Source organism: Streptomyces sp. NPDC007808, from assembly GCF_042868655.1.
Lineage (GTDB): Bacteria > Actinomycetota > Actinomycetes > Streptomycetales > Streptomycetaceae > Streptomyces.
In genome coordinates this window covers 219,228-245,797 of record NZ_JBIAEQ010000009.1, presented here as the reverse complement: position 1 = coordinate 245,797, position 26,570 = coordinate 219,228, and the positions used below count along the sequence as shown (strand labels likewise).

The following is a 26,570-nucleotide window of genomic DNA, read 5'->3' as shown; positions in this document are numbered from 1 at the left end:
TGCCCGGTCAGGGGCGGCGGGTTTCGCTGTGCGGGGGCTGACCGCCGGGTGTGGTTGTCGACGGCGCCTCGCACACGTTCGTCACAGGCCCCGACGTCATCGAGGCGGTCACCGGCGAGCGTGCCATCGCCGAGGAACTGGGCGGCGCCCACACCGGCAACGCCGTCAACGGCAACGCCCACTTCCTCGCCGCCGACGGGGAGGACGCCCTCCACGCCGTACGCGACCTGCTCGTCTGCGCGCCGGCCCGCGTCGAGGGGCAGTCGGTCGGCGTCGTCGCCAATCAGCCGCACCTCGGCTACAGGTCCGACGCGGACGCGGCGGCCACGTTCGCGGCGAGCCGCATCTGAGTCGTACGAGATGAGGGCGGCCGAGGTGGGTGCCACGGACGTAAGTGGTCCGGGGGCCGCCCCGGTCGGCAGGTGTCACTCGAACGTACCTGGCAAAGGGTGCATGTCGGATGGCTGGTTGTTTCACTTCGTCGAGGAGGGCCCGGTGCCCTTCCTCGACGAAAGTGAGAAACCGAGCATGAAGAGAGTGAGCAGCATCCTGAGGCGAGCGGCCGGTCCGGTGTTGGCCGCCGGTCTCCTCGTCACCGCGCTCGCCACCCCGGCCGCGGCCCAGACTCCGGGCTCCACCGCGTTCCGGGTGTTCGGCAACGCCTTCCTCAACGCGCGGGCCGGTGTGCACAACCAGATGTCCGCGAGCGTCTCCAACGGTCGTCTGATCCTCACGGACACCACGGGCGTGGCGATCGGGCCGGGGTGTGTCCGGGTGTCTGCCACCAGTGCCGACTGCGGAAGCGCCACCACGCTCGGGCGGCTCGCGATCGGTATGGGCGACGGCGACGACAGCTTCCAGGGGACCGTCGCGGTCCGTACCACGGTGGACGCCGGCCCAGGTTCGGACACCGTGGCGACCGGCGCGGGCAACGACACGATCGGCATCGGCGACGGGGTCGCCAGCAACGACACGGTGACCTGTGACGGCGGTTCCGACGTCGTCTTCCGCGACCTCGGCGACACCGTCGCCGCGGACTGCGAGACGCGCTACTGAGGACTGCCGGCAGCTTCCGCGGACCGTCCTACAGCTTGCGCAGGCTCAGCCGCTGCACCTTGTGGTCCGGGCCCTTGCGTACGACGAGCGTGGCCCGGCCGCGGGTGGGGGCGATGTTCTCCACCAGGTTGGGCTTGTTGATCGTGCGCCACATCGTGCGGGCGTAGTCGAGGGCCTCCTCCTCCGAGACCTGGGTGTACTTGCGGAAGTAGGAGGACGGGTTCTGGAAGGCCGTCTCGCGCAGCCGCTTGAAGCGGTTGAGGTACCAGTGCTCGATGTCCTCGGTGCGTGCGTCGACGTACACGCTGAAGTCGAAGTAGTCGGCCAGACCGACCCGGGTGCGGCCGTCCTTGCCGGGCAGGGCGGGCTGGAGGACGTTCAGGCCCTCCACGATCAGGATGTCCGGGCGGCGGACGGTGAGCTTCTGGCCGGGGACGATGTCGTAGATCAGGTGGGAGTAGACCGGGGCGCTGACCTCGTCCTTGCCCGCCTTGATGTCGGCGACGAACCGGGTCAGCGCGCGGCGGTCGTACGACTCGGGGAATCCCTTCCGCGACATCAGGCCGCGGGTCTCCAGCTCCCTTGTGGGCAGCAGGAAGCCGTCCGTGGTGACCAGCTCGACCCGCGGGTGCTCGGGCCAGCGCGAGAGCAGCGCCTGGAGCAGTCGGGCGACGGTGGACTTCCCTACGGCCACCGAGCCGGCGACTCCTATGACGAACGGCGTGCCGGACTGGGAGCCCTGTTCGCCGAGGAAGGTGTTCAGCGCCCCTCTGAGGCCGTCCGTGGCGCCGACGTAGAGGTTGAGCAGGCGGGAGAGCGGGAGGTAGATGTCCCGCACCTCGTCGAGGTCGATGACGTCGCCGAGGCCGCGCAGCTTCTCGACCTCCTCCGCGCTGAGCGGCAGCGGGGTCTTGTCGCGCAGCGCGCTCCACTCCGAGCGGGTGAGGTCCACATAGGGAGTCGCCTCCGGCCTGGGCCGGTGGGCGCTCCGGGGCATCGAGGAGACCGGAGAGATCACAGTCCATTGTTACGGGAGTACGAACGGACCGCGGCGTGGGATCCGTCACGCGCTGTCGATTTCGGGAGGAACCGCCCCGGACGCGGAATGTCAGTGGCGTGCGTCACAGTTGTCGGAGAGGTGGGTCCAGACCGGGGCCCACCGACCCCGAGGGGGTGACCCATGACGTATGCGATCGAGGCGGAAGGCCTGGTCAAGCGGTTCAAGGACACGGAGGCGCTGGCCGGGGTCGATCTGGGGGCCCGCAGGGGCTCGGTCCTCGGGCTGCTGGGTCCCAACGGTGCGGGGAAGACGACCGCGGTCAGGATCTTCGCGACGCTGCTCCAGCCCGACGGCGGCCGGGCCCACGTCGCCGGGCACGACGTGGTCCGGGAAGCCGGGGTCGTGCGCGCCATGGTCGGGCTGACCGGGCAGTACGCGGCGGTGGACGAGAACCTGACCGGCACCGAGAACCTGCTGCTCATCGGCCGCCTGCTCGGGCTGCCGCGCCGGGAGGCCCGGGCGAGGGCGGCCGAGCTGCTGGAGCGCTTCCAGCTGACGGACGCGGCCGGGCGCGCGGTGAAGACGTTCTCGGGCGGCATGCGCAGGCGCCTGGACCTCGCGGCGAGCCTGGTGGGCCGGCCCAGCATCCTCTTCCTCGACGAACCGACCACCGGCCTGGACCCGCACAGCCGCGGTGAGCTCTGGGACCTGCTGCGGGGCCTGGTCGCGGACGGCGCGACCGCCCTGCTGACCACGCAGTATCTGAACGAGGCGGACGTGCTCGCCGACGACATCGTGGTGATCGACAAGGGCCGGGTGATCGCCGAGGGCACCCCGGACGAGTTGAAGTCCCAGGTCGGCGGGCAGGTGCTGGAGCTGCGGCCGGTGCTCGCGGACGACCTCGCGCGGGTGCACGCGCTCGTGGCCGGGGCGGCGGGACCGCAGACCCAGATCGAGGGCGAGTCGATCACCGCGCCGGTGAAGGATCCCGAGCTGATGCCGGCCGTGGTGCGGGCGCTCGACCGCGAGGGGATAGCGGTCGGGGAGCTGGCCCTGCGCCGTTCGTCCCTCGACGAGGTCTTCCTCGCCCTGACCGGCCACCGCGCGGAACCCGGCGAGCCCGAGGGTGACGGCGGAGCGGCCGTCCGGGACGACGACAACGAGCTCCAGAAGGCGGTGATGCGGCCATGACCGCCTCCGCCACTACGATCACGGCCCCGGTCACCAAGTCGGGCCGGGTGCGCCCGCTCGACGGACTCCGCCAGACCTTCACGATGGCCTGGCGCAGCCTGGTCGCGGTCAAGCACAACCCGCTGGAACTGGTCGACTACAGCATCACGCCGATCATGTTCGTGTTCCTCTTCACCTACGTGCTGGGCGGGCAGATGGCCGGATCGCCCGAGGCGTACCTGAAGTACGCGTTGCCCGGGATCATCGTGCAGAACACCCTGTTCATGACGATGTACACGGCGATGGCCCTCAACACCGACCTCACCAAGGGCGTCTTCGACCGCCTGCGCAGCCTGCCGATAGCCCGCTCCGCCCCGCTCATCGGCCGCATCACCGCGGACCTGGCGAAGCACCTGTGGGCACTGCTGCTGATGATCGGCCTCGGCCTTCTCCTGGGCTTCCGGATCACCGGGGGCCTGGACGGATTCCTGCTCGGCACCCTGCTCGTGATCGTGTTCGCGGCGGCGGTGTCCTGGTCGGCGGTCCTGATCGGGATGCTCGCGGGCGACGCCGAGAAGGTCCAGGCGTTCGCCTTCACGCTCATCTTCCCGATCACCTTCACCAGCAGCGCGTTCGTCATGGTGGACACGATGCCGGGCTGGTTGCAGGCGTGGAGCGACGTCAATCCGGTGACCCACCTGTCGGACGCGTTCCGGGGGCTGCTGCTGGGCGGTGCGGTGGCGGAGCCGGTGTTCTGGTCGCTGGTGTGGGCCGCGGGGATCGCGGTGGTGTTCTATCCGCTGGCCATGCGGGCCTATCGGGCGAAGGCGTGAGGACGCCGAGGCCCGCACTCCTCGGCGAGGGAGTGCGGGCCTCGGTCAAGCCTTCAGGTCAGCGGATGGCGGAACGGTCCCGCGATCCTCTCGAAGGCTTCGAGGGTGATCTCCGGAACGAAGACGGAATCACTCTCCATGCCCTCGGGAAGGTGCGCCCGCATGTCCTCACGGCACAGGAACGTGCCGTCGGGAATGAGGATGCCCGATCCGAGTCGGTCCGCCAGCTCGATGATGATCTTCCACACGTCGCCCGCCTGCGGGCGCTCCACACCGATGATGCCGTCGAAGACGCTCACCTCGGCCGCACTGCCGTCGGCGGCACGAATGCAGAACTCCGTGGCGCCGTCCGTCATTTCCTCAGGCGCGGTGTCGTACGGCGAAAGGACCGCCCGGACCTCAGCCATGTCGGGTTCGGTCAGTTCACCTTCCGAGAATCTGCAGAAGGTCAGGCTGTAACTCATGAAGCTCCCCTCGACGTCCTGCCACCGAGAAGGTCCAGGCGTTCGCCGCGTGAGGACGCCAAGGCCCGCACTCCTCGGCGAGGGGAGTGCGGGCCTCGGTCATGCCGGGTCAGTGCGTCGTCGGACCGCCCGGTTCGACACGGACCGACAGCGGGCGCAGGTCGCCGTCGAAGGCGGCCGCGGCATCGGCCCGGAAGCCGGCGGATCGGAGAATCTCGATGATGGCCTTCTGCATGTGGGCGCGGACGGCCCCGTCGTGTTCGACGACGGGTGCTCGGTACTCGCCCTTCTGCATCTTCTCCGTGGCGGCCCGGGTCAGGGACGGGTCGGGCCGCCAGTCCACGAAGACACCTCCCGCCGCGTCGTCACCGGTGTCGATCTCGACGAGCGCACCTGTCTGATCGTCCCGGTCCTCCCGGGAGGCAGGCAGGCCGGCCAGCGCGAGTTCCCGGCAGACCTGGTCGGCCAGGGCCGTGCGCTCGGCGACGACGTCCTCGGGCGCTTCGCGGGGGTCGAACGGATGGTCGGACACGTCACTCTCGTCTCTGTGCGTCGGTCTGTCCCGCGGAAGGGCCCGGCACCGCCGGAGCGTCCGCCGCGTCGGTGCGCCCGACACGTGCGGCCCGGTGTCCACCGGCCACCTTGATCGCCTGCTTCAGCATCTCGTCGGAGACGCTGTTCATCAGTCCGTCGGAGCCCCACGGGACCGACCAGCTGATCGGAGTCCCCGGCTTGAGGACGTCATCCAGAAGCGGCCCGCACACGGGGCAGGGCTGGCGCTCACTGTAGAGAGCCGCGATCTGGGTCGGCTTGAACCCCCGTCCTGCCAACTGGTCCAGAATATGGTTCTCCGAGTGGTACCCGCCGCCCTGGCTGTACCCCCAGACGTAGTCACCGGTCTTGGGGTCGTTCCAGCCCGGAACCTTCGCGACGGCGACGTTCCGCCGGTACTTGAACTCGTATCCGCCGGCGATCCTGGCCTTGAACGCGATGGTGCCGAGCTCGGTGCTGTTGTAGGCGACCATTCCCACCGGGCAGGAGGGCCCGGCCCGGGACGCCCCCGCGGTCAGCGCTCGGGAGCCCTTGGTGCATCCCTTGACGAGGTCGTCGAGGGCCTTGATGCCGAGCCCCATGGCGACCTCGTCGGACACCTTGAGGGCGCGCAGGCCCTTCCACGCGTCCTGGAAGCCGATTCCGGTCTTCGCGGCGGCGTCCAGCGCCCTGACCGCGTCGGTCAGGGCGGCCAGCGGCTTGCTGAGCGGGAGGAACATGGCCGCGGTCCACGCGCAGGCGGTCTTGCTGCCGTGGAGGCACTTGATGGCGTCCCCGAGGATGATCTCGTAGAGGATCCCGCCGAGCGTGTCCCCGAAGAGGTTCTGCCAGCCGATCTTGATGATCTCGGAGCCGGAGAAGAAGTGCGACCACTCGACGTCCTCGAACGGGATGGTCTTCTCGTCGAGCCACTTCCACGCGCCCTTGGGACAGCCCTGCGCGGTGGCGAGGGCGTCCTTGTCGGTGCACAGGTAGAAGTCGGTTTTGACCGTTCCTGTGACCTTGTACGAAGCGGTGCAGCCGACGAGAGGCGCGTTCGAGGGGCACTCGCCGATCTGTTTCGCGCTGACGATCTTCGTCGTCTTCTCGTCGATGACGTAGAACACGCCTCCGACCCCGGTGCCCGCGCCCGTGGACACCTGCTCGTTGGCCTGCTCGCGTTCGGTGCGGTCGGCGGCCTCCTGGGCTTCCTTGGCGTACTTCTCGGCGTCCTTCGCCGCTTCCTCCGCCTCGGTCGCCGCCTTGTCGGCCCGGTCGGCCGCCGCGCGGGCGTCCTTGGCCGCCTGTTCGGCCTCCGAGGCCGCGGCGCGGGCGGCTTGGGCGTCGAGTGCCGCCTGGTCGGCCGAGTCGCGGGCGTCCTTGGCGTGGTTCTCGGCGCGGCCCGCCGCCTTGTCGGCGGCCTCGGCGTCCGCGGTGGCCTGGCGGTTGTACTCGATGGTGCGGGCCAGGGACGCCGTCGCCTTGGACGCCGCCTTCGCGGCGTCGGCGGCGTAACCGAGGGCTTCCTTGGCGTAACCGCGCGCGTCCGACGCGTGCTTGGCGGCGTTCGCGGCGTGCTGGTAGGCCGCCTTGGCGTCGCCCTGCGCCTGCTCGGCGAGGTTCTTGGCCGCCGAGGCTTCCGCCTCCGCGTTCTTGGCGTGGGCCTCGGCGACGGCCTTCTGCTGCTCGGCGATCGTCTTGGACGCCTGGCCGGTCAGGACCACCAGGCCCGCGGCCGAGTCGGTGTCGACGTACGGGGAGCCCAGCTGGATCGCGTCGTTGGCCGGCTTGGCGACCTGGGCGGCCGCCTTGCCCGCGTCGACCGCCGCCTGGGCGGTGACGTAGGCGAAGCCCGCGGCCTTCGCCGAGGCGGCCAGCGCCTTGACGGCCTCCTTGCCCGCCTCGTCGGCCTGCCCCTTGGCCGTCTTGGCCTTCTTCTCCGCCTCGTCGGCCAGCTCGACGGCCGTCTTCGCCTCGGACGCGGCGTGCTTGGCCGCCGCGATCGCGTCCGCCGCGGCGCTGGTCGCGGTCTTCACCGCGGCGTCGGACTTCAGCTTCGCGGCCTGCGCGGCGTCCGCGTGCGCACGGGAGCGCTTGGCGGCCGCCTCGGCACGCGTGGCCGCGGCGTCCGCCTCCTCGGCAGCCTTGGTGGCGGCGTTTGCTTCGGAACGGGCCCGCCCGGCGGCCGCCTCGGCGTCGTCCGCGTGCTTGTCCGCGTCATTGGCGGCGGCACGCGCGGCGTCCGCCGCCTCACCCGCGTCCAGGGAGTCGGCGTAGGCGGCCTTCGCGTCCGCCTTGGCGCGTGAGGCGTCGGCCTTCTGCTCGGCGTCCCACGCGTCGTCCCGCATGGCCTTGGCGTGGTCGCGGGCCTCGACGGCGGCGTTCTTCTTCTCGACCGCCGTGCCCTCGGCCGCCTCGGCCTTGTCCTTGGCGGTCTTCGCCTTCGTCGCCTCCGCCTCGGCGTTCTGCCTGTGCTGCGCGGCATCGGCCTGCTTGGCCGCGGCCTTCTTCTTCTCCGCCTCGGCCTTCTTCTCCTCGGCCTCCGCGGCCAGCCGCTTGGCGTGCGCCTCGGAAGCGGCCGCCTTCGCGTCGCCCTCGGCCTTCAGCGCCTCGGCGAGCTTGGCCTCCGCGGTCTCCTTGTCCTTCTTGGCGTTGTCACGGTGCACCTTCGCCGCGTCGGCCGCGGCCTTCGCCTGGGCCTCGGCCGCCGCCGCGGCGGCCTTGCGGAACTCGGCCTTCGACTGCGCCGCCTGGGCCAGGGCACGCTGCGCGACGGTCGCACTGTCACCGGCCGAGGCACGGGTGGCCGCCTCGGCGGTCTCCCCGGCCTTCACCAACGCCTCCAGGCCGGCGACGGCGCCCTTGGTCACCTGCGCCTTCTGCTGACCGACCAGCAGACCCCGGCCACGCGGAGCACCACCCGCGTCCGCGATCCGATAGGCGGCCTGCTCGGCGGTGTCACTGGCGGCGGCGGCCTTCTTCGCCACCACCAACTGCGCCTTGATGACGTCGAGCTGCTTCTTCGCCTGGGCCTGCGCCGCCGCGATGCCCTTCTTCGCCTGCTCGAAGTGGGCCTTGGGCTGGACCTCCCCGTTGTGGCCCTCGGGGACGATCCGGAACTTCTGCGGGTTGGTGCCGTTGCACGCCCACAGCCAGGCGTCGTGGCTGTTGTCGAACTTGTTCAGGTCCAGGCACTTGCCGGTCGCGGCATTGCGCAGCTCGCCGACGCCGCGGACGTCGAAGTCCCACTGCTGGGCCTTGCTGTTGTTGCACGTCCAGATCTGGATCTTCGTGCCGTTCGCGGCGTTGCTGCTCTTCACGTCGAGGCACTTCTTGGCGGCCAGGTTCCACAGGGCGTAGCCGTCACCGGTGCCGATGATCTGCCAGTCCTGCGCGGCGGAGTCGTTGCAGGTGTAGATCTGCACCGGGGTGCCGTTGTCCGTCTTGCCGCCGGCGACGTCGAGGCACTTGCCCCTCGCGGCCTCGACCTTGATGGCGGAGAAGGAGTCGCCGATCCAGCCGATGCCGCCGGGGGACCAGTAGTCCTGCCAGCGCGTGAGGTGATCGGCGATCCACGACTGGCCGAGCAGGTCGGCCATCGCCTCGGAGCCCTTGGTGAGCGCCGTCGTGGCGTCGCGGTTGGCGTCGAGGATCTGGTTGCGCGGGACGGCCTGGGAGGCGATCTCCTGCTGCCACTCCTGCGCCGCCGTGTCCTCCACCTGCCGCAGGGCCTTGTTCGGGTCGATGGGGTCCCGCCAGGCGCACGAGGCGAACCGGGTCTTCATGTCCTCGACCGCGACCCGGTACTCGGGGGTGCCGGGCTCGGGAGCGGTACGGGGAAACCCACCGGAGGCCAGGAACAGGCGGGCGTCGTCGCCGCCCTTGCCGTGGAACGTGTCGAAGAGCGCCTCGAAGGCCCGCTTTTCGTAGTACTGCCGCTCGCGCTCCTCCACCGAGAGGTTCGGGTCGTAGGGCTTGTCGCCGTACAGAGGCGTACCCAGGTCGGTGACGGCCTTGAGGGTCTTCTCGTCGGCCTGCGGCGTCGGGTCGTAGAAGTCGAACCGCTTGTTCCAGTCAGGAAGGCCACCGGCCCACTTGCCCAGACCGGTCTGGTCGTAGAAGTCGTCGCCCTCGTGCACACCGGGCACCCAGTGGAAGGAGGCGTCGGTGAAGCCGCTCGGGTTCCGCAGACCGTCGAGCGGTTTCTCCCACGCGTTCCTGCGGGCGTGCAGACGCTCCCAGGTGGCCTTCCAGTCGGTCTCGTCCTTCTCGTGCGCCTGCCGCAACGGCCCGTCGAACGAGCCGTCCAGCGTCGCCAGTTCGCGCAGCTTCTGCGGCGTCTGGTTCAGCGCGTCCTGGGCGAAGCCGTACATGCGCGGAGCACCCAGGCGCACGGCGTCCGCCATCAGGCACTGGTCGAACCGCAGCTGCTCGTCGGCCGTGGTCTCGTACCAGTCCTCCGGTCTGTCGCTGGACCGGCTCGTGGCCGTACCCGCGAGAGTGTCGAGGTTGGCGAGATGGGCGAGGTCGGGTCGTACCGCGAGCGTGGCCAGGACGGCGACCGCACTCACGAGAAGGACGAGGCGGGCGAACAACCCGCGTCTTCCTGACGTCGGCGTCAGGAAGGTTGGTGGTCTGGAACGCAAGGGGGCACCCCTTCATCGCAACAAGGGCAACCGGGAGCTCGGCCGAGCAGGCTCAGGCGGAGTGGGGGACGGGCGAGGTCGCCCTGGCAGGAGTCACGGACACGAGGAGCGCATCGCAGTGAGACGTACGACGCGCAGGCGCTGCGGCATGAGGATCCCCCAGAAGCGACACTGTTCCCCCGGTCGCTGACGGATGTGCGCGTCCAGGGAACTGGTCATGATCCCGTCACGCGCGGCGTAACCATAGTCATGAGGTGACGGCATGCGGCAAGGGTGTTTTGTGCGGATGGGGACGCTGGCGTGAAAGCGCTCACTGGTCGGGCGAACCTTCCCGTGTGTTCGTTCTCTTCGCAGACCAGGCGGTTTCTGTGCACCTTGTGTGTGTAAATGGTGATGATCATGTCTCTGTCGACGCATAAGGATGGCCGAATTTCGACCGTCTCTTCGCGGGGCCGGCGGGCGTTCCCACCCGGGTGGGGATTTCCGATTTCGGGCACGAAGTGCCGGAAACGGGCCGCGCGCGGAACGTAGGCTGCGCCCCATGTGCGGAATCGTGGGATACGTGGGGTCGCAGTCGGCGCTCGAAATCGTGACCGCCGGGCTGAAGCGGCTGGAGTACCGGGGTTACGACTCGGCCGGGGTTGCCGTGCTGGCGGACGGCGGGCTGGCGGCCGCGAAGAAGGCGGGCAAGCTCGTCAACCTGGAGAAGGAGCTGACGGAGCGTCCGCTGCCGACCGGCACGACGGGCATCGGACACACCCGCTGGGCCACCCACGGCGGGCCGACGGACGCCAACGCGCACCCGCACCTCGACAACGCCGGGCGCGTCGCCGTGGTGCACAACGGGATCATCGAGAACTTCGCCGCCCTGCGCGCCGAGTTGGCGGAGCGCGGGCACGAGCTGGCCTCCGAGACCGACACCGAGGTGGTCGCCCATCTGCTCGCCGAGGAGTTCTCGGCGACGGCCGACCTCGCCGAGGCCATGCGGCTGGTGTGCCGGCGGCTGGAGGGGGCCTTCACGCTGGTCGCGGTGCACGCCGACGAGCCCGACGTGGTCGTCGGCGCGCGACGGAACTCGCCGCTCGTGGTGGGCGTCGGGGAGGGGGAGGCCTTCCTCGCCTCGGACGTCGCCGCGTTCATCGCCCATACGCGCTCGGCGGTCGAACTCGGCCAGGACCAGGTCGTGGAGCTGCGGCGGGACGGCGTGAACGTCACCGGCTTCGACGGGCGACCGGCCGAGGTCCGCTCCTACCACGTCGACTGGGACGCCTCCGCCGCCGAGAAGGGGGGCTACGACTACTTCATGCTGAAGGAGATCGCCGAGCAGCCCAAGGCGGTCGCCGACACCTTGCTGGGGCGCATCGACGCCTCCGGTTCGCTGACCCTGGACGAGGTCCGCATCAGCGCCTCCGAACTGCGCGAGGTCGACAAGGTCGTCATCGCCGCCTGCGGTACGGCCTTCCACGCCGGGCTGATCGCCAAGTACGCCATCGAGCACTGGACCCGCATCCCCTGCGAGGTCGAGCTGGCGAGCGAGTTCCGCTACCGGGATCCGATCCTGGACCAGCAGACCCTCGTCATCGCGATCTCCCAGTCCGGCGAGACCATGGACACGCTCATGGCCCTGCGGCACGCCCGCGAGCAGGGCTCGAAGGTGCTGGCCATCTGCAACACCAACGGCTCCACGATCCCGCGCGAGTCCGACGCCGTGCTGTACACGCACGCCGGTCCGGAGGTCGCGGTCGCCTCCACGAAGGCGTTCCTCACGCAGCTGGTGGCCTGCTACCTGGTGGCGCTCTACCTCGGGCAGATGCGGGGCACCAAGTGGGGCGACGAGATCCGGGCCGTCATCCGCGACCTGTCCCAGATCTCGGGCGAGGTCGAGCGCGTCCTGGAAACCATGGAGCCGGTACGGGAGCTGGCGCGCAGCCTCGCCGAGAAGAACACCGTGCTGTTCCTCGGGCGGCACGTCGGCTACCCGGTCGCCCTGGAGGGCGCGCTGAAGCTGAAGGAGCTCGCCTACATGCACGCCGAGGGGTTCGCGGCGGGCGAGCTGAAGCACGGCCCGATCGCCCTGATCGAGGACGACCTGCCGGTGGTCGTGGTCGTGCCCTCGCCGCGGGGGCGCTCGGTCCTGCACGACAAGATCGTGTCCAACATCCAGGAGATCCGGGCTCGGGGCGCGCGGACGATCGTGATCGCGGAGGAGGGCGACGAGGCGGTGGTGCCGTACGCCGACCACCTGATCCGGATCCCGGCGACGCCCACGTTGCTGCAACCGCTGGTGGCTACGGTGCCGTTGCAGGTGTTCGCGTGCGAGCTGGCCACGGCCCGGGGGAACGACGTGGATCAGCCGCGGAACCTGGCGAAGTCGGTGACGGTGGAGTAGCCACCGGCCTTCACGCCGTCGAGGAAGGCGGAGAAGGCTCCGGCCGGGAAGGTGAGGGTGGCCCTGGCCGGGGCCTTGAGTCGCGTACGCCGACGCGAGTGCGGGTGTTTGCCATCTCCACGAAGTCGTTGCCGTCGTCGGGACCTGAGTAGGACGACTTCCGCCAGTTGTCCCTCGGCGTCGATGGACGCCCCTCCATGGGGGCGCCACGGCCTTCGTCCAGTTCGTCGACTCCTGCCTGGCCGATCCCCAGGCGCAGCAGATCTGGAGGGGCCTGATGACGGCGATCAACTACTTCTGGCGGCACCCGCCGGCGCAGCAGGTACGCGAAGAGGGCATCGAGCAGGGCATGGAGAAGGAACGCGCCGCGAAGGTCCTCAAGCTCCTCGACCTGCGCGGCATCCCGGTCCCTGGCTGGGTGCGCGAGCGGGTGGGGGCCTGTTCCGACCTCGACCGGCTCGACGCCTGGTTCGAGCGGGCGCTTCATGCGCACAGCGCGGAGGACCTGTTCGTCGACCGCTGATCCGCAGCCGGGTGACCCCGTGGGGCTGCCCTCGCCCCACCCGGACCCCTCACGCCCGCACCTCCCGCCAAGCCTCCGGAATCCCCTCCGCCACGTCATGCGCCCCCACCGGCGCCCCGTCGGCCACGAGCCGTGCCGACAGGCCGTGCAGGTATGCCCCGACGCTCCCCGCGTCCAGCGGAGCGAGCCCGGCCGCGAGCAGTGAGCCGGTCAGTCCCGACAGCACGTCCCCGCTGCCCGCCGTGGCCAGCCAGGACGTCCCCGTCGGATTCACCCGGACCGCGCCTTCGCCCCCGGCGTCCGCCACCAGCGTCGTCGAGCCCTTCAGCAGCACCGTCGCCGCGTATCGCCCCGCCAACTCCCGTACCGAGGCCAGCCGGGCCCCCTCGACCTCCTCGCGGGAGACCCCGAGCAGCGCCGCCGCCTCCCCGGCGTGCGGGGTCATCAGCGTCGGCGCCGTCCGCCCCCGTACCGCCGCCGCGTCCGCGAGCCGCAGCCCGTCCGCGTCGATCAGTACCGGTACGTCCGTCGCCAGCACCTCCGCCACCGTCGCCGCGTCGTCCCCCGCGCCCGGGCCGACCACCCACGCCTGCACGCGCCCCGCCTTCTTCGGCCCCCGGTCCGACACCAGCGTCTCGGGGAACCGGGCGATCACCGCGTCGCCGGCCGGACCGACGTACCGCACGGCCCCCGCCCCACCGCGCAACGCCCCCGCGACCGCGAGGACCGCGGCGCCCGGATAGCGTGCCGAGCCCGCCGCGATGCCCACGACCCCGCGCCGGTACTTGTCCGACTCCGCCGCCGGCACCGGCAACAGACGTGCCACGTCAGCGTGTTGAAGCGCCTCCAGTTCCGCCCCGGGCGGCAGGTCCAGCCCGATGTCCACCAGCCGTACCACCCCGGCGTACTCCCGCGCCGGATCGATCAGCAGCCCCGGCTTGTGCGTGCCGAAGGTGACGGTGAGGTCGGCCCGCATCGCCGTGCCCCGTACCTCGCCGGTGTCCACGTCCACGCCGCTCGGCAGGTCCACCGCGACCACGGCGGCCCGGGACCGCTCGGCCGCGGCGGCCAGCGGTGCCGCCTCCGGCCGCAGGCCGCCCTTGCCGCCGATGCCGACGATGCCGTCCACGACCAGGTCCGCGCGTTCGATCAGCTCCTCGGCGGCGTCCGTGCCGACGGCCCGGCCACCTGCCCGCCGCAGCGCCGCGAGGCCGCCCGCATGCGCCCGCTCGGGCGTCAGCAGGACCGCCGTCACCCCCGCACCGCGCCTGGCCAGCCGGGCCCCGGCGTACAGGGCGTCGCCGCCGTTGTCGCCGCTGCCGACCAGCAGGACGACCCGGCTGCCGTACACCCGGCCCAGCAGATCCGCGCAGGCCGCGGCGAGTCCGGCCGCCGCCCGCTGCATCAGCGCCCCGTCCGGAAGCCGTGCCATCAGCTCCCGCTCGGCCGCCCTTACCGTCTCCACGTCGTACGCAGTCCGCATGCGACCGAGTCTCTCCCGGACCCGGCGAAGCACGTCGCATCCGTTGACGCTTTGCCGCGGCTTTGCCAAACTCACCCGCCCCCACAGGTGAATCGATTCAGTCGAATGCGTTCGACGCCGATCGGTTCGACGAGAGGAAGTCCCCATGGGACGCAGAGCCGCATCAAAGGGGCGGAGGGTCACACTCCGCGCCGCCGCCGGCGCCACCGCTGTCCTCGCCGCCGTCGGCACCCTGACCGCCCCCACCCCCGCCGCGGCCGCCGCCTGCGGCGAAGGCTCCTTCCGGGCCGAGGCCGTGCAGAGCGGCAGCAACTGGACGGCCCGGCGCGGCGGCAGCACCGTCTACACCGGCACCGACATGCGCGCCGCCGTGCAGGCGGCCGTCAACAGCCTCACCGCGGGACGCACTTCGAAGGAGCGGGTCGTGGTGCGCGGCTCCGGCTCCATGTCGGCGGGCTCGCGCATCTCCCTGCCGAGCTACACCGTGCTCGACGTCTGCGGCACCATCGACGTCACCGGCAGCGGCACGGGGGACCAGGCCCCGGTCTATTCCCGCGGCACCCGGGACGTGGAGGTCCAGAACCTCAAGCTCACCGGCACCCCGCTGTACGGCATCTTCATGCGCAACGTCCAGAACGTGGTCCTCGGCCGGATCGACATGCGCCTCTCCCGCGGCCTCGGCATACGCATCGACAACCGCGGCGACACCAGCCAGTGGACCCGCAACGTCCGGATCGACGACGTCTACGTCTCCGGCGCCTCCAGCCACGCCGTCGAGACGTACGGCGTCGACGGCATCACCATCGGGACCGTGACCGCGCGGGGTGTCGGCGAGTCGGGCCTGCTGTTCAACCAGACCATCAACGCCACCGTCACCAAGGTGGACGCCGAGAACGCCGGGACCGGCACCGGTTACGCCGCCTTCCGCATGGCCAACCGCAACGGGCGGGTGGGCAGTTCCTACCCGACCAACATCCGGGTGGGCGAGGTGATCGCGCGCGGCGGCGGGCGCGGCGTGTTCTGCGTCTCCGAGAGCGGCGGGGCGGTCATCGACAAGGTGACCCTCTCCCACACCGGCAACAACTCGGTTCTGATCGAGAACTGCTACAACGTCAGCCTCGCCGCCCGAAGCGGCACGATCAGCGGGGGCGGCGAGCTGCGGCTGGCGGCCCGGTCGGAGTTCCCGAACAACCGGGACATCACCATCCAGAACCTGACCGTGACCAACTCCGCCATCAGGGAGAGCCCCTGCGGCGAGAACACCACGTTCCGCAACATCACCCGCGTGAACACCAGCCAGTCCATCTGCTGAACCCCAACCCGACCGGGGGTGGATGCCCGGTGGCGGACGACCGGTGAGGCGGGACCGGTGAGGCGGGACCGGTGGCGGGGGCTCAGCCCTCCGCCACCACCACCGCCGACGCCACCCCGGCGTCATGGCTCAACGACACATGCCAGGACCGCACGCCCAGTTCGGCCGCCCGGGCGGCCACCGTCCCCGTCACCCGCAGCAGCGGCCGGCCACTGTCCTCGACGCAGACCTCGGCGTCCGTCCACAGCAGACCAGGGGGCGCCCCCAGCGCCTTGGCGAGGGCCTCCTTCGCCGCGAAACGGGCCGCGAGCGAGGCCATGCCCCGGCGTTCACCGCTGGGCAGCAGCAACTCGCTCTCCAGGAACAGCCGTTCGGCCATCCCGGGTGTGCGCCTGAGCGCGGCCTCGAACCTGTCGATCTCGGCCACGTCGATCCCGACCCCGATGATGCTCATGCCCAGCACCTTATGGGTCCTCGATAGGGTGACCCGCCAGCGCGGCACCTGGGGCCCGGCACCCCCGCACGCTTTTCTGAGCGCATGATCAGCGGACGTATCGCATGCCGGAGCATCGCCGTGGTGCTCGTCGCGGCCTCCCTGCTGCCCGTCGGCAGCGCCTCGGCCGACCCCGTGCCCCCGGTCTCGGGGGCGGAGGCCGACCGGGTGTCGCCGGCTCCCGGGGCGGAGGCCGGCTCCGCGCCCTCGGTTTCCGGGGCGGAGGCCGACCGGGTGACCCCGGCTCCCGGGACGGAGACCGACCCCGTGCCGCCGGCCTCCGGACCCGAGTCCGACCTCGTGCCCGGCGTACCCCTGAACGTCCTCCAGCTCTGGCAGACCGACACGCCCGACCAGGCGCTGCCGCCGAGGGTGTACAAGCCCAGCCCCGAGGAGGACGCCGTCGAGCCGCGGGACGCGCCGGACGAGGCGTACGACCTCGTGGAGTACGTGCCTCCCATGGACGCCCTCGAGAACGTGAAGTGCAGCGAGGAGACGGGCCCCCACCAGCGGCAGGTCGAGAAGTACCTGAAGCTGAAGGTGGACGGGGAGCAGTCGGCCGCCGACTGCCGGGCCGTCCGCGCCTTTCAGAAGAAGCACCGGATCAAGCCCGCGATGGGCTTCGCCGGACCGGTGACCTGGGCCACCATGCAGCTGGTCGCCGCTCGCAAGAACCCCAACGCCGCCAAGAAGTGCCCGGTGCGTGCGCAGCGGGTCGCCTGCGTCGATCTGGACCGGCAGCTGGCCTGGGTGCAGAACGGCAGGAGGGTCGTGTTCGGGCCCGTGCACATCCGCAGCGGGCGGGCGGGGTACGGGACGCGCGCCGGCTGGCACCGGATCTACTGGCGGCACAAGAACCACGTCTCGTCCCTGTACAACAGCCCGATGCCGTACTCCCAGTTCTTCAACGGCGGCCAGGCCTTCCACGGCGTCTACGGCAGCCTCTTCACCCCGGTCGGGTCCATGGGCTGCGTCAATCTGCGCCTGGACGACGCCCGCGCGCTGTGGCGCGTGCTGAAGAAGAACGACCGGGTGTACGTGTGGGGCCACAGGACCGAGGAGTAGACACGGCGGAGCGGGTCTCCGGATCCCGGCTCGGCGGCGCTGTCGGACCCCTCTGAGACACTGGGGGCGCGATGACAGAAACAGCTGCTCTGCGGACCGCGCCCCTGCGAGCCCGCGCCGAGATCGATCTGGCCGCTCTGCGGGCCAACGTGCGGACCCTGCGCGCCCTCGCGCCCGGCGCGGCCCTGATGGCCGTCGTCAAGTCGGACGCCTACGGCCACGGGGCGTTGCGCTGTGCCCGCGCAGCCGTCGAGGCCGGGGCCGGCTGGCTCGGCACCGCCACGCCCGAGGAGGCCCTCGTGCTGCGGGCCGCCGGCGTGGACGGCGTACGGATCCTGTGCTGGCTGTGGACGCCGGGCGGGCCCTGGCAAGAGGCCATCGAGGCGGACGTCGACGTCTCGGTGAGCGGCATGTGGGCCCTGCGGGAGGTCACCGAGGCGGCCCGGCGGGCCGGTGCTCCCGCGCGCGTGCAGCTCAAGGCCGACACCGGGCTCGGGCGGGGCGGCTGCCAGCCGGGCGAGGACTGGACCGAGCTGGTGCGGGCGGCCCTGCGGGCCGAGGCCGAGGGCCTGATCCGGATCACCGGGCTCTGGTCGCACTTCGCCTGCGCCGACGAGCCCGGCCACCCCTCCATCGCCGCCCAGCTCACCCGCTTCCGCGAGATGGTCGCGTACGCCGAGGAGCAGGGCGCGCGACCCGAGGTGCGGCACATCGCCAACTCGCCGGCCACGCTCACCCTGCCGGACAGCCACTTCGACCTGGTGCGCACCGGCATCGCGACGTACGGCATCTCGCCCAGCCCCGAGCTCGGCAGCCCGGCGGACTTCGGGTTGCGGCCCGTGATGACCCTGACGGCGTCCGTCGCGCTGGTGAAGCACGTGCCCGGCGGCCACGGCGTCAGTTACGGGCACGGCTACATCACCCCGGGCGACACCACCCTCGGCCTCGTCCCCCTCGGCTACGCCGACGGCATCCCCCGGCACGCGTCCGGCGCCGGTCCGGTCCTGGTCGGCGGTAAATGGCGCAGCGTCGCCGGGCGGATCGCGATGGACCAGTTCGTCGTCGACCTGGGTGGCGACGAGCCCGAGCCGGGCGCCGAGGCCGTGCTGTTCGGGCCCGGTGACCGCGGCGAGCCCACTGCCGAGGACTGGGCGCAGGCGGCCGGGACCATCGCGTACGAGATCGTCACCCGGATCGGAACGCGCGTTCCGCGCGTCTATGTGAACGAGTCCGTGTAGATGCGGCCGTCCAGAGGCGTCCATGCGCGTGCATGCGGCCGAGTGCGGGTGTGTGAGGGCATGTGTCTCTGTGAATGAGGAACGAGACGGGTAACCCGTAACGGAGCACTGCAACGGAACACCGGCACCATCGACCACCTCAGTCACACCGGGCACACCCAGCGAAGAGGAGCGGTACGTGAGCGAGAGCAGCGCGGAGGTCGTCGCGGCCGTCGCCTCCGCCACGGGGGCGGCCGCGAACTGGCGCAGGGCGACCGGGTTCGCCGGTGCGGCGATAGGCGTGCTCGCGGCGGGCGCGGCGGCCGGCGTCGCCATAGAGCGGATGACGGTGGGCCGCGGCATGCGGGCGAAGGCCCGTCTCGCCCTGGACTCGGCCGGGCCGTACGGATCGCTGCGCGGTCAGCCCGGCAAGGCGTACGCCGACGACGGCACCGAGCTGTACTACGAGGTCGACGACGTCGACCCGGAGGCGGCCCCCGCCCTGAGCCCGCGCCGCCGGCGCCTCTTCGGGCGCAAGGCCCCCGCTCCCGTGACGGTCGTCTTCAGTCACGGTTACTGCCTCAGCCAGGACTCCTGGCACTTCCAGCGCGCGGCGCTCCGGGGCGTCGTGCGCACCGTGCACTGGGACCAGCGCAGCCACGGTCGGTCCGGGCGGGGTGTCGCCCAGACGCAGCAGGGCGCGCACGTCGACATCGAACAGCTCGGGCGTGACCTGAAGGCCGTCATCGACGCGGCCGCACCCGAGGGGCCGCTCGTGCTGGTCGGCCACTCCATGGGCGGGATGACGGTGATGGCGCTGGCCGACCAGTTCCCGGAGCTGATCCGGGACCGGGTCGTCGCCACCGCGTTCGTGGGTACCTCGTCCGGGCGGCTGGGCGAGGTCAACTTCGGGCTGCCCGTCGCCGGGGTGAACGCGGTGCGGCGGGTCCTGCCGGGCGTGCTCAGGGCGCTGGGGCAGCGCGCGGAACTGGTGGAGAAGGGGCGCCGGGCCACCGCCGACCTGTTCGCCGGGATCATCAAGCGGTACTCCTTCTCGTCCCGGGACGTCGACCCGGCCATCGCCCGGTTCGCCGAGCGCATGATCGAGGGGACGCCGATCGACGTGGTCGCGGAGTTCTACCCGGCCTTCGCCGACCACGACAAGACCGAGGCTCTCGCCCTGTTCACGGACATGCCGGTGCTGGTCCTGGCCGGTGTGGGCGACCTGGTCACGCCCAGCGAGCACAGTGAGGCCATCGCCGATCTGCTGCCGGACGCCGAGCTGGTCCTGGTTCCGGACGCCGGGCACCTGGTGATGCTGGAACACCCGGAGGTGGTCACCGACCGGCTGGCCGACCTGCTCACCCGGGCGGGTGCCGTGCCCGCAGGGGCTACCGTAAGTGGCTATGGAAGCACCAGCAGCACCGCACAACGCGGGTGACATCGAGCTCACCGTCACTTCTCCCGACCAGATGCGGGAACTCGGCCGCCGCCTGGCCAAGCTGCTGCGCGCGGGCGACCTGCTGATGCTCAGCGGGGAGCTCGGCGCGGGCAAGACGACGCTGACCCGAGGGCTCGGCGAGGGCATGGGGGTCAGGGGAGCTGTCACGTCCCCCACCTTCGTCATCGCCCGTGTCCACCCCTCCCTCGTCGAGGGCCCCCCGCTGGTCCACGTCGACGCCTACCGGCTGTCCGGCGGCCTGGACGAGATGGAGGACCTCGACCTCGACGTCTCGCTGCCGGAGTCGGTCGTCGTCGTGGAGTGGGGCGAGGGCAAGGTCGAGGAACTGACCGAGGACCGGCTCCAGGTCGTCATCCACCGGGCCGTCGGCGACACGACGGACGAGGTACGCCATGTGACGGTGACCGGGCTCGGGGAGCGCTGGGCGGCGGTGGACCTGAGCGTGCTGTCCGCCTGAGCGGGCTGCGGCGGTGCGGACCGGATGAACATTCCGACAAGACGTCGGCAACATATTGCGTTCGTGGTCTTGTGCGTGGTCACATGGTACCCAGTCCGTAGTTAGGTGTACCTAACTACGTCCGCCCCCGGCCCCAGGAGGCGTCCATGACGGCATCGGAGAACAGGACTCCCGACGAGGTGCGCCCGCACCCGCGGTCGTACCCGCCGGTCGCCGGGGTGTCCATGCGTGACCTGCTCGCGGCCGGTGCCGCCGCCGACCTCATCTCCACCCCGCCGCGCCTCCCCGATCCGGAGACGGCCCTACCGCCCGCCCGGCACGGGCACCGCGAAGCCGCGTAGGAGACTTCGCCGGCCGGTGCTCCGCTGCCCCTCGTGGGGGGCCGCTCAGGGGATCACGGCCACCGTTCGGCCGATCGTCGCGAACTCCCACATCGCGGCGCCGTCCTCCCGCGACTCGCGGATGCCGCCCGTCTTCATGGCCGGGTCCGGCGTGTGCGTCGAGCCGTCGACGGCCGCGCTGAAGCCGACGGTGATGCCTTCCACGGTGGTGAAGCGGACGACGTGCTCGACGAGGGCGCCGTCGGATCCGGTGACCGTGCCCGAGCGGGACGTGACCACGTAGACGCCCGGCGCCGGATCGACCGATCCGGGGGTGACGCGGAACGTGCGCCTGACCTGCTCACCCTCACCGACCAGCCACACCCGCCCGCCGCCCACCGAGTACACGACCCGCACACCCGTGCCGGACCCGGCCGGCAGGGCGGTGTCGTCGCGGTCGCGGGGGCCGGCGGAGACAGCCGCGTCGGGTGAGCTGCTCGCACGGGGCTCGCCCAGCGCGCCCGGCACGGTGGCGGAGGCCTGGTAGGTGAGGAAGCCGACGGCCGCGAGAGCCGCCGCGGTGAGCGCCGCCACGAATCCCGCGCTGCTGCCTGCCACCGTCGCCACCTCAGCGTTCGTGTCGTACGTCGTGATCGAGCCGACCGTAGCAGTCGTCAAGGGCCCGACCGGGGCGGCGCTTCCCGGGGCGCGGGCGCCGTAGGCTGTTTGCGTGCTCTTGCTCGCTCTGGATACCGCCACCCCCGCCGTCACCGTCGCCCTGCACGACGGCACGGACGTCATCGCCTCCTCCAGCCAGGTCGACGCACGCCGGCACGGCGAACTGCTGCTGCCGGCCGTCGACCGTGTCCTCGCCGAAGCCGGTGCGAAGCTCGACGCCGTCACCGGCATCGTCGTAGGCATCGGTCCCGGCCCGTACACCGGTCTGCGCGTCGGTCTGATGACCGCCGACACCTTCGCCCTCGCCCTGGGCGTCCCCGTGCACGGCGTGTGCACCCTCGACGGCCTCGCCTACGCCGCCGACATCGAGAAGGGCCCCTTCGTCGTCGCGACCGACGCCCGGCGCAAGGAGGTCTACTGGGCGCGGTACGCCGACTCCCGCACCCGCCTGACCGACCCGGCCGTCGACCGGCCCGCCGACATCGCCGACCAGGTCGCCGGACTGCCGGCCGTCGGCGCGGGCGCGCTGCTGTACCCCGACACCTTCCCCGGCGCCCACGAGCCCGAGCACGTGTCGGCGGCGGCCCTCGCGGCCCTGGCCGTCGAGCGGCTCGCGGCGGGCGAGGAACTTCCCGCGCCCCGGCCGCTGTACCTGCGCCGGCCCGACGCACAGGTCCCCAAGAACTACAAGGTGGTCACCCCCAAGTGACAGGACAGCCGACCGGACCGGAGACCGGGCCGCCCGTGACTCCTGCGCTGCGCGAGATGCGCTGGTGGGACATCGACGCCGTGCTGGAGCTGGAGAAGGACCTCTTCCCCGAGGACGCCTGGTCCCGGGGCATGTTCTGGTCCGAACTGGCCCACGCCCGCGGCCCCGGCGCGACCCGGCGCTATCTCGTCGCCGAGGACGGCGGGCGGCTCGTGGGGTACGCCGGGCTCGCCTCCTCCGGCGACCTCGCCGACATCCAGACCATCGCCGTCGCCCGCGACCACCAGGGCACCGGGCTCGGCAGCCGGCTGCTCACCGAACTGCTGCGGGCGGCGACCGACTTCGACTGCGCCGAAGTGATGCTGGAGTGCCGGGTGGACAACGTCCGCGCGCAGAAGCTGTACGAGCGCTTCGGCTTCGAGGCCATCGGCTTCCGGCGGGGCTACTACCAGCCGGGGAACGTGGACGCCCTGGTGATGCGACTGACCGACCCATCCACTTCCGTACCAGGAACACCCGTACAAGGAACCGAGATCAATGGCTGACTCACGCGACGAGCCTCTCGTACTCGGCATCGAGACCTCCTGCGACGAGACCGGTGTCGGGATCGTGCGCGGCACCACCCTGCTCGCCGACGCCGTCGCCTCCAGCGTCGACGAGCACGCCCGCTTCGGCGGTGTCGTGCCGGAGGTCGCCTCCCGGGCGCACCTGGAGGCGATGGTCCCGACCATCGACCGCGCCCTGAAGGAGGCGGGTGTCTCCGCCCGCGACCTGGACGGCATCGCGGTGACCGCGGGTCCGGGCCTCGCGGGCGCGCTGCTGGTGGGCGTCTCGGCGGCGAAGGCGTACGCCTACGCGCTGGGCAAGCCGCTCTACGGCGTCAACCACCTCGCCTCCCACATCTGCGTGGACCAGCTGGAGCACGGCGCGCTGCCGGAGCCGACGATGGCGCTGCTGGTGAGCGGCGGCCACTCCTCCCTCCTGCTCTCCTCGGACATCACCTCCGACGTCCGCCCGATGGGCGCGACCATCGACGACGCGGCCGGCGAGGCCTTCGACAAGATCGCCCGGGTGCTGAACCTGGGGTTCCCCGGCGGTCCGGTCATCGACCGGTACGCCCGCGAGGGCGACCCCGAGGCGATCGCGTTCCCGCGGGGTCTGACCGGACCGCGCGACCCGGCGTACGACTTCTCCTTCTCCGGCCTCAAGACGGCGGTCGCCCGCTGGATCGAGGCCAAGCGGGCCGCGGGCGAGGAGGTTCCGGTGCGGGACGTCGCGGCCTCCTTCCAGGAGGCGGTCGTGGACGTGCTGACCCGCAAGGCCGTGCGGGCCTGCAAGGACGAGGGCGTCGACCACCTGATGATCGGCGGTGGCGTGGCGGCCAACTCCCGGCTGCGGGCGCTGGCCCAGGAGCGCTGCGAGGCGGCCGGTGTCCGGCTGCGGGTGCCCCGGCCCAAGCTGTGCACGGACAACGGCGCGATGGTGGCCGCGCTCGGCGCGGAGATGGTCGCGCGCAACCGGCCGGCCTCCGGCTGGGACCTTTCGGCGGACTCGTCGCTGCCGGTGACCGATCCCCATGTGCCGGGCGACTTCGCGGACCAGGGCCACGACCACGGTCACGGCCACCACGGTCACGACCATGTGCACGAGGTCAGCAAGGAGAACCTCTACTCATGACGGTCGCCCTGATGTGGGAGGCGCGTGCGGTGCCCGGCCAGGGGGAGGCACTGCTGGCCTGGGCACGGGCGCAGGAGCTGGCCGCACGGCCCCTGCGCCGGGAGACCCTCCGGGCACCGCAGGACCGGGTGCTCGTCATCACCTGGTGGGACGCGGAGCTCGACGCCGACCTTCCCGAACTGCCTGAACCCGCGGCCGAGTTGGTCACGCGGACGGTGCATCGGTGGCGGTTCGAATCGGTCGACGGGACCTGACCGGAAGCGCCCACGGCCTGCCGCCCACCCGGCCCCGCCGCGGCGGCAGGCCGTACCTGCGCTCCCCGTGAGTGGCCGCGGCCGCCGCACCCGGCTGGTCGACGGCCGGCCGTCCGGGGATCGGGGCCGCCCGTGGCTCCCACGGGGCGTACCTGACCGTCCGGCTCGTCCGCCAGGCGCGGCTCAGGCCCGTGCCGTGCTGCATAGCAGGCCGTTCCGGCGCTCCTCGTGAGCGGCCGCGGCCGCCGCACCCGGTTGGTCGAGGGTCGGTTGGGCGGGGATCCCGGTCGGCCACGGCTTGCGCGGTGGCGTGCCTGACCGTCCGGCTTGTCCGCCAGGCGCGGCTCACGCCCGTGCCGTGCTGCATAGCAAGCCGTTCCGGCGCTTCCGTGAGTGGCCGCGGCCGCCGCACCCGGCCGGTCGACGGCCGGCCGTCCGGGGATCGGGGCCGCCCGTGGCTCCCCCGGGGCGTGCCTGACCGTCCGGGCCCGTCCGCCAGGCGCGGCTCAGGCCCGGGCCGTCACCTCGGCCAGGCATCGCAGGCGCCGGTCCGCACCCACGTGTCGTACCGGTCCGGTCAGATTCAGCCGCGTGGTGTGCCGTACGTCCGTGCTGGACGCCGCCAACCGCAGTTCCAGGACGCCCGGTTCGACCACCCTTCGCCCCGAACGGTCGGTGAACGACGACAGGTCGGTGTGGAAGCGGAAGGTCACCCGAGCCGCCTCGCCCGGCGCCAACTGGACCCGCTGGTAGCCGATCAGGCGTACGTCCGGCCGGGTGACCGACGCCACCGGGTCGTGCAGGTACAGCTGGACCACCTCCGCACCCTCACGGTCACCGGTGTTGCGGACGGTGAGTGAGAGGTCATGGGTGCCCTCGGTGGTGATCTCCGTGGCGGTCCCCTGGAACGCGTCCCATGTGAACTCCGTGTACGACCGCCCATGTCCGAACGCGTACAACGGCGTCGGGTCCAGGTTGCTGACCTCGCCCGCGAGCCCCAGCGGCGGCTGCAGGTACGTCCACGGCTGGCCGCCGGGTTCGCGCGGCACGCTCACCGGCAGGCGGCCCGACGGGCTGACGCGGCCCGACAGCACCCCGGCCACGGCCGGGCCGCCCTCCTCACCCGGGAAGAACGCCTGGACGACGGCTGCCAGCCGCCCCTGCCAGCGGCCCAGTGCGTAGGGGCGGCCGGTGAGGAGGACCAGGACCACCGGGACACCGGTCGCCACAAGGGCGTCCAGCAACTCGCCCTGCACACCGGGCAGCCGCAGGTCCGTCGCGTCGCAGCCCTCGCCCGACGTGCCCCGGCCGAACAGCCCCGCCCGGTCGCCCAGTACCGCCAGGCACACATCCGCCTCCGAGGTCCGGGCCACCGCCTCCTCGAAGCCCGCCGTGTCCGCGTCGGAGACCCCGCAGCCCTCCGTGAACGTCACCTTGGCATCGGGCAGTTCGGCGCGCAGTGCCTCAAGGACGGTCGGGATCTCGATGCCCGTCGGGACGTCCGGGTGGTGCGTGAGCACGTGCGAGGGGAAGGAGTAGCAGCCGAGCACCGCCAGGGCGTCGGCCGCGCGCGGGCCCACGACCGCGATCCTCGTGTCGGGGGCCAGCGGCAGCACGCCGTCGGGGTTGTCGAGCAGCACCACGGACTCCTCGGCCAGCCTTCGGGCGACCGCCCGGTTCGCGGGGGAGTCGAGGTCGACCGGGCCGGTGGGCTCCGGGTTCCAGTCCTCGTCGAGGAGGCCCAGCTCGCACTTCTGCAGCAGCACCCGGCGGGCCGCCCGGTCCACCAGATCCTGAGGGATCTCGCCGGCACGGACGGCCTCCACCAGGGGGGTGCCGTAGCACTTCAGGGTCGGAAGCTCGACGTCGATGCCGGCTGCCAGCGCCGCGTGGGCCGCCTCGGCGGGGTCGCCCGCCACCCGGTGCAGCGTCTCCAGGAAGCCGATGCCGAAGTAGTCGGCCACGACCGTGCCGGTGAAACCCCACTGCTCCCGGAGGAGTTCGGTCAGCAGCGACGGGTCCGCGGAGGCCGGCACGCCGTCCGTCTCGTTGTACGCCGCCATCACCGAGCGCGCCCCGCCCTCGCGCAGCGCCATCTCGAACGGGGGCAGGGTGACGTCCGCGAACTCCCGGACGCCCGCCCGTACGGGTGCGAGGTTGCGGGCGCCCGCCGAGGACGCGTACCCGGCGAAGTGCTTGAGCGTGGCGACGACGCCGGCCGACTCCAGGCCCCGGACGTAGGCCGCGCCGATCGTGCCGGTCAGGTAGGGATCCTCGCCGATGGTCTCCTCGACCCGCCCCCAGCGCGGATCGCGTACGACGTCCAGGACCGGCGCGAGGCCCTGGTGGACGCCCACCGAGCGCAGGTCCCGGCCGATGCGCCGGGCCATCACCTCCACGAGCGGGGGGTCGAAGGAGGCCCCCCACGCCAGCGGTACCGGGTAGGCGGTGGCCCGCCAGGCCGTGAAGCCCGCCAGGCACTCCTCGTGGGCCACCGCCGGGATGCCGAAGCGGCCGGCCTCGGCGATCCGGCGCTGGGCGCGGGCCAGTGCCCGCGCGCCCAGCGCCGGGTCCACGGGGGCGGTGCCGAAGGAGCGGGTGAGCTGCCCGAGGCCGTGGGCGATCAGCTCGTCGTACTCGTCGGCGGAGGCGGCGGTCATGTCGTGCTGGTGCGGGGCGACACCCTCGCCGTCCGTGGCGGCGCCCACCCACACGCCGTACAGCTGGGCGGTCTTCTCCTCCAGGGTCATCAGGGAGAGGAGGGCGTCGACGCGGTCGGCGGCGGACAGGGCGGGGTCGCGCCAGGGGGCGGGGGTCATGAAACTCCTGTC

Annotated in this window: 23 protein-coding genes and 2 pseudogenes; 16 read left to right on the top strand and 9 right to left on the bottom strand. The window is 71.9% G+C overall.

The features are described from left to right. Positions 1-50: 50 nt before the first annotated feature. Positions 51-248 (top strand): annotated as a pseudogene (locus ACFYNL_RS32035) (carboxyl transferase domain-containing protein); the annotation flags it as partial. 289 nt (positions 249-537) lie between these two features. After that, positions 538-1,056 carry a hypothetical protein gene (locus ACFYNL_RS32030; RefSeq protein ID WP_388809587.1) on the top strand — a complete coding sequence of 173 codons (519 nt, stop codon included), beginning with the start codon at positions 538-540 and terminating at the stop codon, positions 1,054-1,056. A 28-nt stretch (positions 1,057-1,084) separates the two neighbouring features. Here the strand turns inward: ACFYNL_RS32030 and coaA are convergent, their stop codons facing one another. Continuing rightward, positions 1,085-2,053, bottom strand: a complete 969-nt coding sequence (gene coaA, locus ACFYNL_RS32025; protein WP_388809584.1) for a type I pantothenate kinase — start codon at positions 2,051-2,053, stop codon at positions 1,085-1,087. Positions 2,054-2,236: 183 nt separating this feature from the next. Here coaA and ACFYNL_RS32020 point away from each other — a divergent pair, with 183 nt between their 5' ends. Continuing rightward, positions 2,237-3,247: an ATP-binding cassette domain-containing protein gene (locus ACFYNL_RS32020; RefSeq protein WP_388809581.1), complete on the top strand. Its 1,011-nt coding sequence runs from the start codon at positions 2,237-2,239 to the stop codon at positions 3,245-3,247. Next, positions 3,244-4,059, top strand: a complete 816-nt coding sequence (locus tag ACFYNL_RS32015) for an ABC transporter permease (protein ID WP_388809578.1) — start codon at positions 3,244-3,246, stop codon at positions 4,057-4,059. Before ACFYNL_RS32020 ends, ACFYNL_RS32015 begins: the two co-directional genes overlap by 4 nt. 53 nt (positions 4,060-4,112) lie before the next feature. Here the strand turns inward: ACFYNL_RS32015 and ACFYNL_RS32010 are convergent, their stop codons facing one another. From ACFYNL_RS32010 to ACFYNL_RS32000, 3 genes are all read right to left on the bottom strand, one after another. Next, entirely contained in the window at positions 4,113-4,523 is a 411-nt protein-coding gene (locus ACFYNL_RS32010) for a hypothetical protein (protein ID WP_388809575.1), read from the bottom strand. A gap of 109 nt (positions 4,524-4,632) precedes the next feature. Beyond that, positions 4,633-5,055, bottom strand: a complete 423-nt coding sequence (locus ACFYNL_RS32005; RefSeq protein WP_388809573.1) for a hypothetical protein — start codon at positions 5,053-5,055, stop codon at positions 4,633-4,635. Between the two features lies 1 nt (position 5,056). Continuing rightward, the gene (locus tag ACFYNL_RS32000; RefSeq protein ID WP_388809570.1) at positions 5,057-9,625 is read right to left on the bottom strand and encodes a ricin-type beta-trefoil lectin domain protein; all 4,569 of its coding nucleotides are present in this window, start codon (positions 9,623-9,625) and stop codon (positions 5,057-5,059) included. Between the two features lie 616 nt (positions 9,626-10,241). Between ACFYNL_RS32000 and glmS the strand changes: the two genes are divergently transcribed. Then, complete coding sequence (glmS, locus tag ACFYNL_RS31995; RefSeq protein ID WP_388809567.1) at positions 10,242-12,089, top strand: glutamine--fructose-6-phosphate transaminase (isomerizing); 1,848 nt, start codon at positions 10,242-10,244, stop codon at positions 12,087-12,089. Here the strand turns inward: glmS and ACFYNL_RS31990 are convergent. Next, positions 12,050-12,288 (bottom strand): annotated as a pseudogene (locus tag ACFYNL_RS31990) (DUF397 domain-containing protein). The gene glmS and the pseudogene ACFYNL_RS31990 sit on opposite strands and share 40 nt — an antisense overlap. 78 nt (positions 12,289-12,366) lie before the next feature. On the opposite strand from ACFYNL_RS31990, the gene ACFYNL_RS31985 reads away from it, so the two are divergent. Beyond that, positions 12,367-12,612, top strand: coding sequence for a hypothetical protein (locus tag ACFYNL_RS31985; RefSeq protein ID WP_388809564.1), 246 nt, complete (start codon positions 12,367-12,369; stop codon positions 12,610-12,612). A 49-nt stretch (positions 12,613-12,661) separates the two neighbouring features. Here ACFYNL_RS31985 and ACFYNL_RS31980 read toward each other — a convergent pair whose 3' ends face one another. Continuing rightward, complete coding sequence (locus ACFYNL_RS31980) at positions 12,662-14,095, bottom strand: NAD(P)H-hydrate dehydratase (protein WP_388809562.1); 1,434 nt, start codon at positions 14,093-14,095, stop codon at positions 12,662-12,664. 145 nt (positions 14,096-14,240) lie between these two features. Between ACFYNL_RS31980 and ACFYNL_RS31975 the strand changes: the two genes are divergently transcribed. After that, positions 14,241-15,407 carry a hypothetical protein gene (locus ACFYNL_RS31975; RefSeq protein WP_388809559.1) on the top strand — a complete coding sequence of 389 codons (1,167 nt, stop codon included), beginning with the start codon at positions 14,241-14,243 and terminating at the stop codon, positions 15,405-15,407. An 82-nt stretch (positions 15,408-15,489) separates the two neighbouring features. Here ACFYNL_RS31975 and ACFYNL_RS31970 read toward each other — a convergent pair whose 3' ends face one another. Continuing rightward, positions 15,490-15,861 carry a holo-ACP synthase gene (locus tag ACFYNL_RS31970; RefSeq protein WP_388809557.1) on the bottom strand — a complete coding sequence of 124 codons (372 nt, stop codon included), beginning with the start codon at positions 15,859-15,861 and terminating at the stop codon, positions 15,490-15,492. An 84-nt stretch (positions 15,862-15,945) separates the two neighbouring features. Here ACFYNL_RS31970 and ACFYNL_RS31965 point away from each other — a divergent pair, with 84 nt between their 5' ends. The 5 genes from ACFYNL_RS31965 to ACFYNL_RS31945 all read left to right on the top strand — a co-directional run bounded on the left by ACFYNL_RS31965 (position 15,946) and on the right by ACFYNL_RS31945 (position 20,442). After that, entirely contained in the window at positions 15,946-16,965 is a 1,020-nt protein-coding gene (locus ACFYNL_RS31965) for a L,D-transpeptidase family protein (protein WP_388809554.1), read from the top strand. Between the two features lie 71 nt (positions 16,966-17,036). Next, positions 17,037-18,203 carry an alanine racemase gene (gene alr / locus ACFYNL_RS31960; protein WP_388809551.1) on the top strand — a complete coding sequence of 389 codons (1,167 nt, stop codon included), beginning with the start codon at positions 17,037-17,039 and terminating at the stop codon, positions 18,201-18,203. A 178-nt stretch (positions 18,204-18,381) separates the two neighbouring features. Beyond that, complete coding sequence (locus ACFYNL_RS31955) at positions 18,382-19,623, top strand: alpha/beta fold hydrolase (RefSeq protein WP_388809549.1); 1,242 nt, start codon at positions 18,382-18,384, stop codon at positions 19,621-19,623. Continuing rightward, a complete protein-coding gene (tsaE, locus tag ACFYNL_RS31950) occupies positions 19,589-20,101 on the top strand; it encodes a tRNA (adenosine(37)-N6)-threonylcarbamoyltransferase complex ATPase subunit type 1 TsaE (protein WP_388809547.1) in 513 nt (170 codons plus the stop codon). The genes ACFYNL_RS31955 and tsaE overlap by 35 nt, the downstream gene beginning before the upstream one ends. A gap of 146 nt (positions 20,102-20,247) precedes the next feature. Further along, positions 20,248-20,442, top strand: coding sequence for a hypothetical protein (locus ACFYNL_RS31945; protein WP_388809544.1), 195 nt, complete (start codon positions 20,248-20,250; stop codon positions 20,440-20,442). A gap of 45 nt (positions 20,443-20,487) precedes the next feature. On the opposite strand, the gene ACFYNL_RS31940 is transcribed toward ACFYNL_RS31945, so the two are convergent. Then, positions 20,488-21,039 (bottom strand): hypothetical protein, encoded by a 552-nt coding sequence (locus ACFYNL_RS31940; RefSeq protein WP_388810111.1) that lies wholly within the window; start codon positions 21,037-21,039, stop codon positions 20,488-20,490. 112 nt (positions 21,040-21,151) lie between these two features. Between ACFYNL_RS31940 and tsaB the strand changes: the two genes are divergently transcribed. Genes tsaB through ACFYNL_RS31920 form a run of 4 tightly spaced genes read left to right on the top strand, consistent with a single transcriptional unit; the run spans position 21,152 to position 23,739 of the window. After that, a complete protein-coding gene (gene tsaB / locus ACFYNL_RS31935; protein ID WP_388809541.1) occupies positions 21,152-21,808 on the top strand; it encodes a tRNA (adenosine(37)-N6)-threonylcarbamoyltransferase complex dimerization subunit type 1 TsaB in 657 nt (218 codons plus the stop codon). Positions 21,809-21,864: 56 nt separating this feature from the next. Then, complete coding sequence (gene rimI, locus ACFYNL_RS31930) at positions 21,865-22,353, top strand: ribosomal protein S18-alanine N-acetyltransferase (protein ID WP_388810109.1); 489 nt, start codon at positions 21,865-21,867, stop codon at positions 22,351-22,353. Beyond that, positions 22,346-23,485: a tRNA (adenosine(37)-N6)-threonylcarbamoyltransferase complex transferase subunit TsaD gene (tsaD, locus tag ACFYNL_RS31925; RefSeq protein WP_388809538.1), complete on the top strand. Its 1,140-nt coding sequence runs from the start codon at positions 22,346-22,348 to the stop codon at positions 23,483-23,485. The genes rimI and tsaD overlap by 8 nt, the downstream gene beginning before the upstream one ends. Then, positions 23,482-23,739, top strand: a complete 258-nt coding sequence (locus ACFYNL_RS31920) for a hypothetical protein (RefSeq protein ID WP_388809535.1) — start codon at positions 23,482-23,484, stop codon at positions 23,737-23,739. The genes tsaD and ACFYNL_RS31920 overlap by 4 nt, the downstream gene beginning before the upstream one ends. Positions 23,740-24,245: 506 nt before the next feature. On the opposite strand, the gene ACFYNL_RS31915 is transcribed toward ACFYNL_RS31920, so the two are convergent. Beyond that, a complete protein-coding gene (locus tag ACFYNL_RS31915; RefSeq protein ID WP_388809533.1) occupies positions 24,246-26,558 on the bottom strand; it encodes a glycoside hydrolase family 3 N-terminal domain-containing protein in 2,313 nt (770 codons plus the stop codon). Positions 26,559-26,570: the final 12 nt, after the last annotated feature.

Excerpts from the sequence above, each read along its gene's own strand:
- coaA (WP_388809584.1), bottom strand. The coding sequence starts at position 2,053 with ATGCCCCGGAGCGCCCACCGGCCCAGGCCGGAGGCGACTCCCTATGTG.
- ACFYNL_RS32020 (WP_388809581.1), top strand. The coding sequence starts at position 2,237 with ATGACGTATGCGATCGAGGCGGAAGGCCTGGTCAAGCGGTTCAAGGAC.
- ACFYNL_RS32015 (WP_388809578.1), top strand. The coding sequence starts at position 3,244 with ATGACCGCCTCCGCCACTACGATCACGGCCCCGGTCACCAAGTCGGGC.
- ACFYNL_RS32010 (WP_388809575.1), bottom strand. The coding sequence starts at position 4,523 with ATGAGTTACAGCCTGACCTTCTGCAGATTCTCGGAAGGTGAACTGACC.
- glmS (WP_388809567.1), top strand. The coding sequence starts at position 10,242 with ATGTGCGGAATCGTGGGATACGTGGGGTCGCAGTCGGCGCTCGAAATC.
- ACFYNL_RS31985 (WP_388809564.1), top strand. The coding sequence starts at position 12,367 with ATGACGGCGATCAACTACTTCTGGCGGCACCCGCCGGCGCAGCAGGTA.
- ACFYNL_RS31980 (WP_388809562.1), bottom strand. The coding sequence starts at position 14,095 with ATGCGGACTGCGTACGACGTGGAGACGGTAAGGGCGGCCGAGCGGGAG.
- ACFYNL_RS31975 (WP_388809559.1), top strand. The coding sequence starts at position 14,241 with ATGGGACGCAGAGCCGCATCAAAGGGGCGGAGGGTCACACTCCGCGCC.
- ACFYNL_RS31970 (WP_388809557.1), bottom strand. The coding sequence starts at position 15,861 with ATGAGCATCATCGGGGTCGGGATCGACGTGGCCGAGATCGACAGGTTC.
- ACFYNL_RS31965 (WP_388809554.1), top strand. The coding sequence starts at position 15,946 with ATGATCAGCGGACGTATCGCATGCCGGAGCATCGCCGTGGTGCTCGTC.
- alr (WP_388809551.1), top strand. The coding sequence starts at position 17,037 with ATGACAGAAACAGCTGCTCTGCGGACCGCGCCCCTGCGAGCCCGCGCC.
- tsaE (WP_388809547.1), top strand. The coding sequence starts at position 19,589 with ATGGAAGCACCAGCAGCACCGCACAACGCGGGTGACATCGAGCTCACC.
- ACFYNL_RS31945 (WP_388809544.1), top strand. The coding sequence starts at position 20,248 with ATGACGGCATCGGAGAACAGGACTCCCGACGAGGTGCGCCCGCACCCG.
- rimI (WP_388810109.1), top strand. The coding sequence starts at position 21,865 with ATGCGCTGGTGGGACATCGACGCCGTGCTGGAGCTGGAGAAGGACCTC.
- tsaD (WP_388809538.1), top strand. The coding sequence starts at position 22,346 with ATGGCTGACTCACGCGACGAGCCTCTCGTACTCGGCATCGAGACCTCC.
- ACFYNL_RS31920 (WP_388809535.1), top strand. The coding sequence starts at position 23,482 with ATGACGGTCGCCCTGATGTGGGAGGCGCGTGCGGTGCCCGGCCAGGGG.
- ACFYNL_RS31915 (WP_388809533.1), bottom strand. The coding sequence starts at position 26,558 with ATGACCCCCGCCCCCTGGCGCGACCCCGCCCTGTCCGCCGCCGACCGC.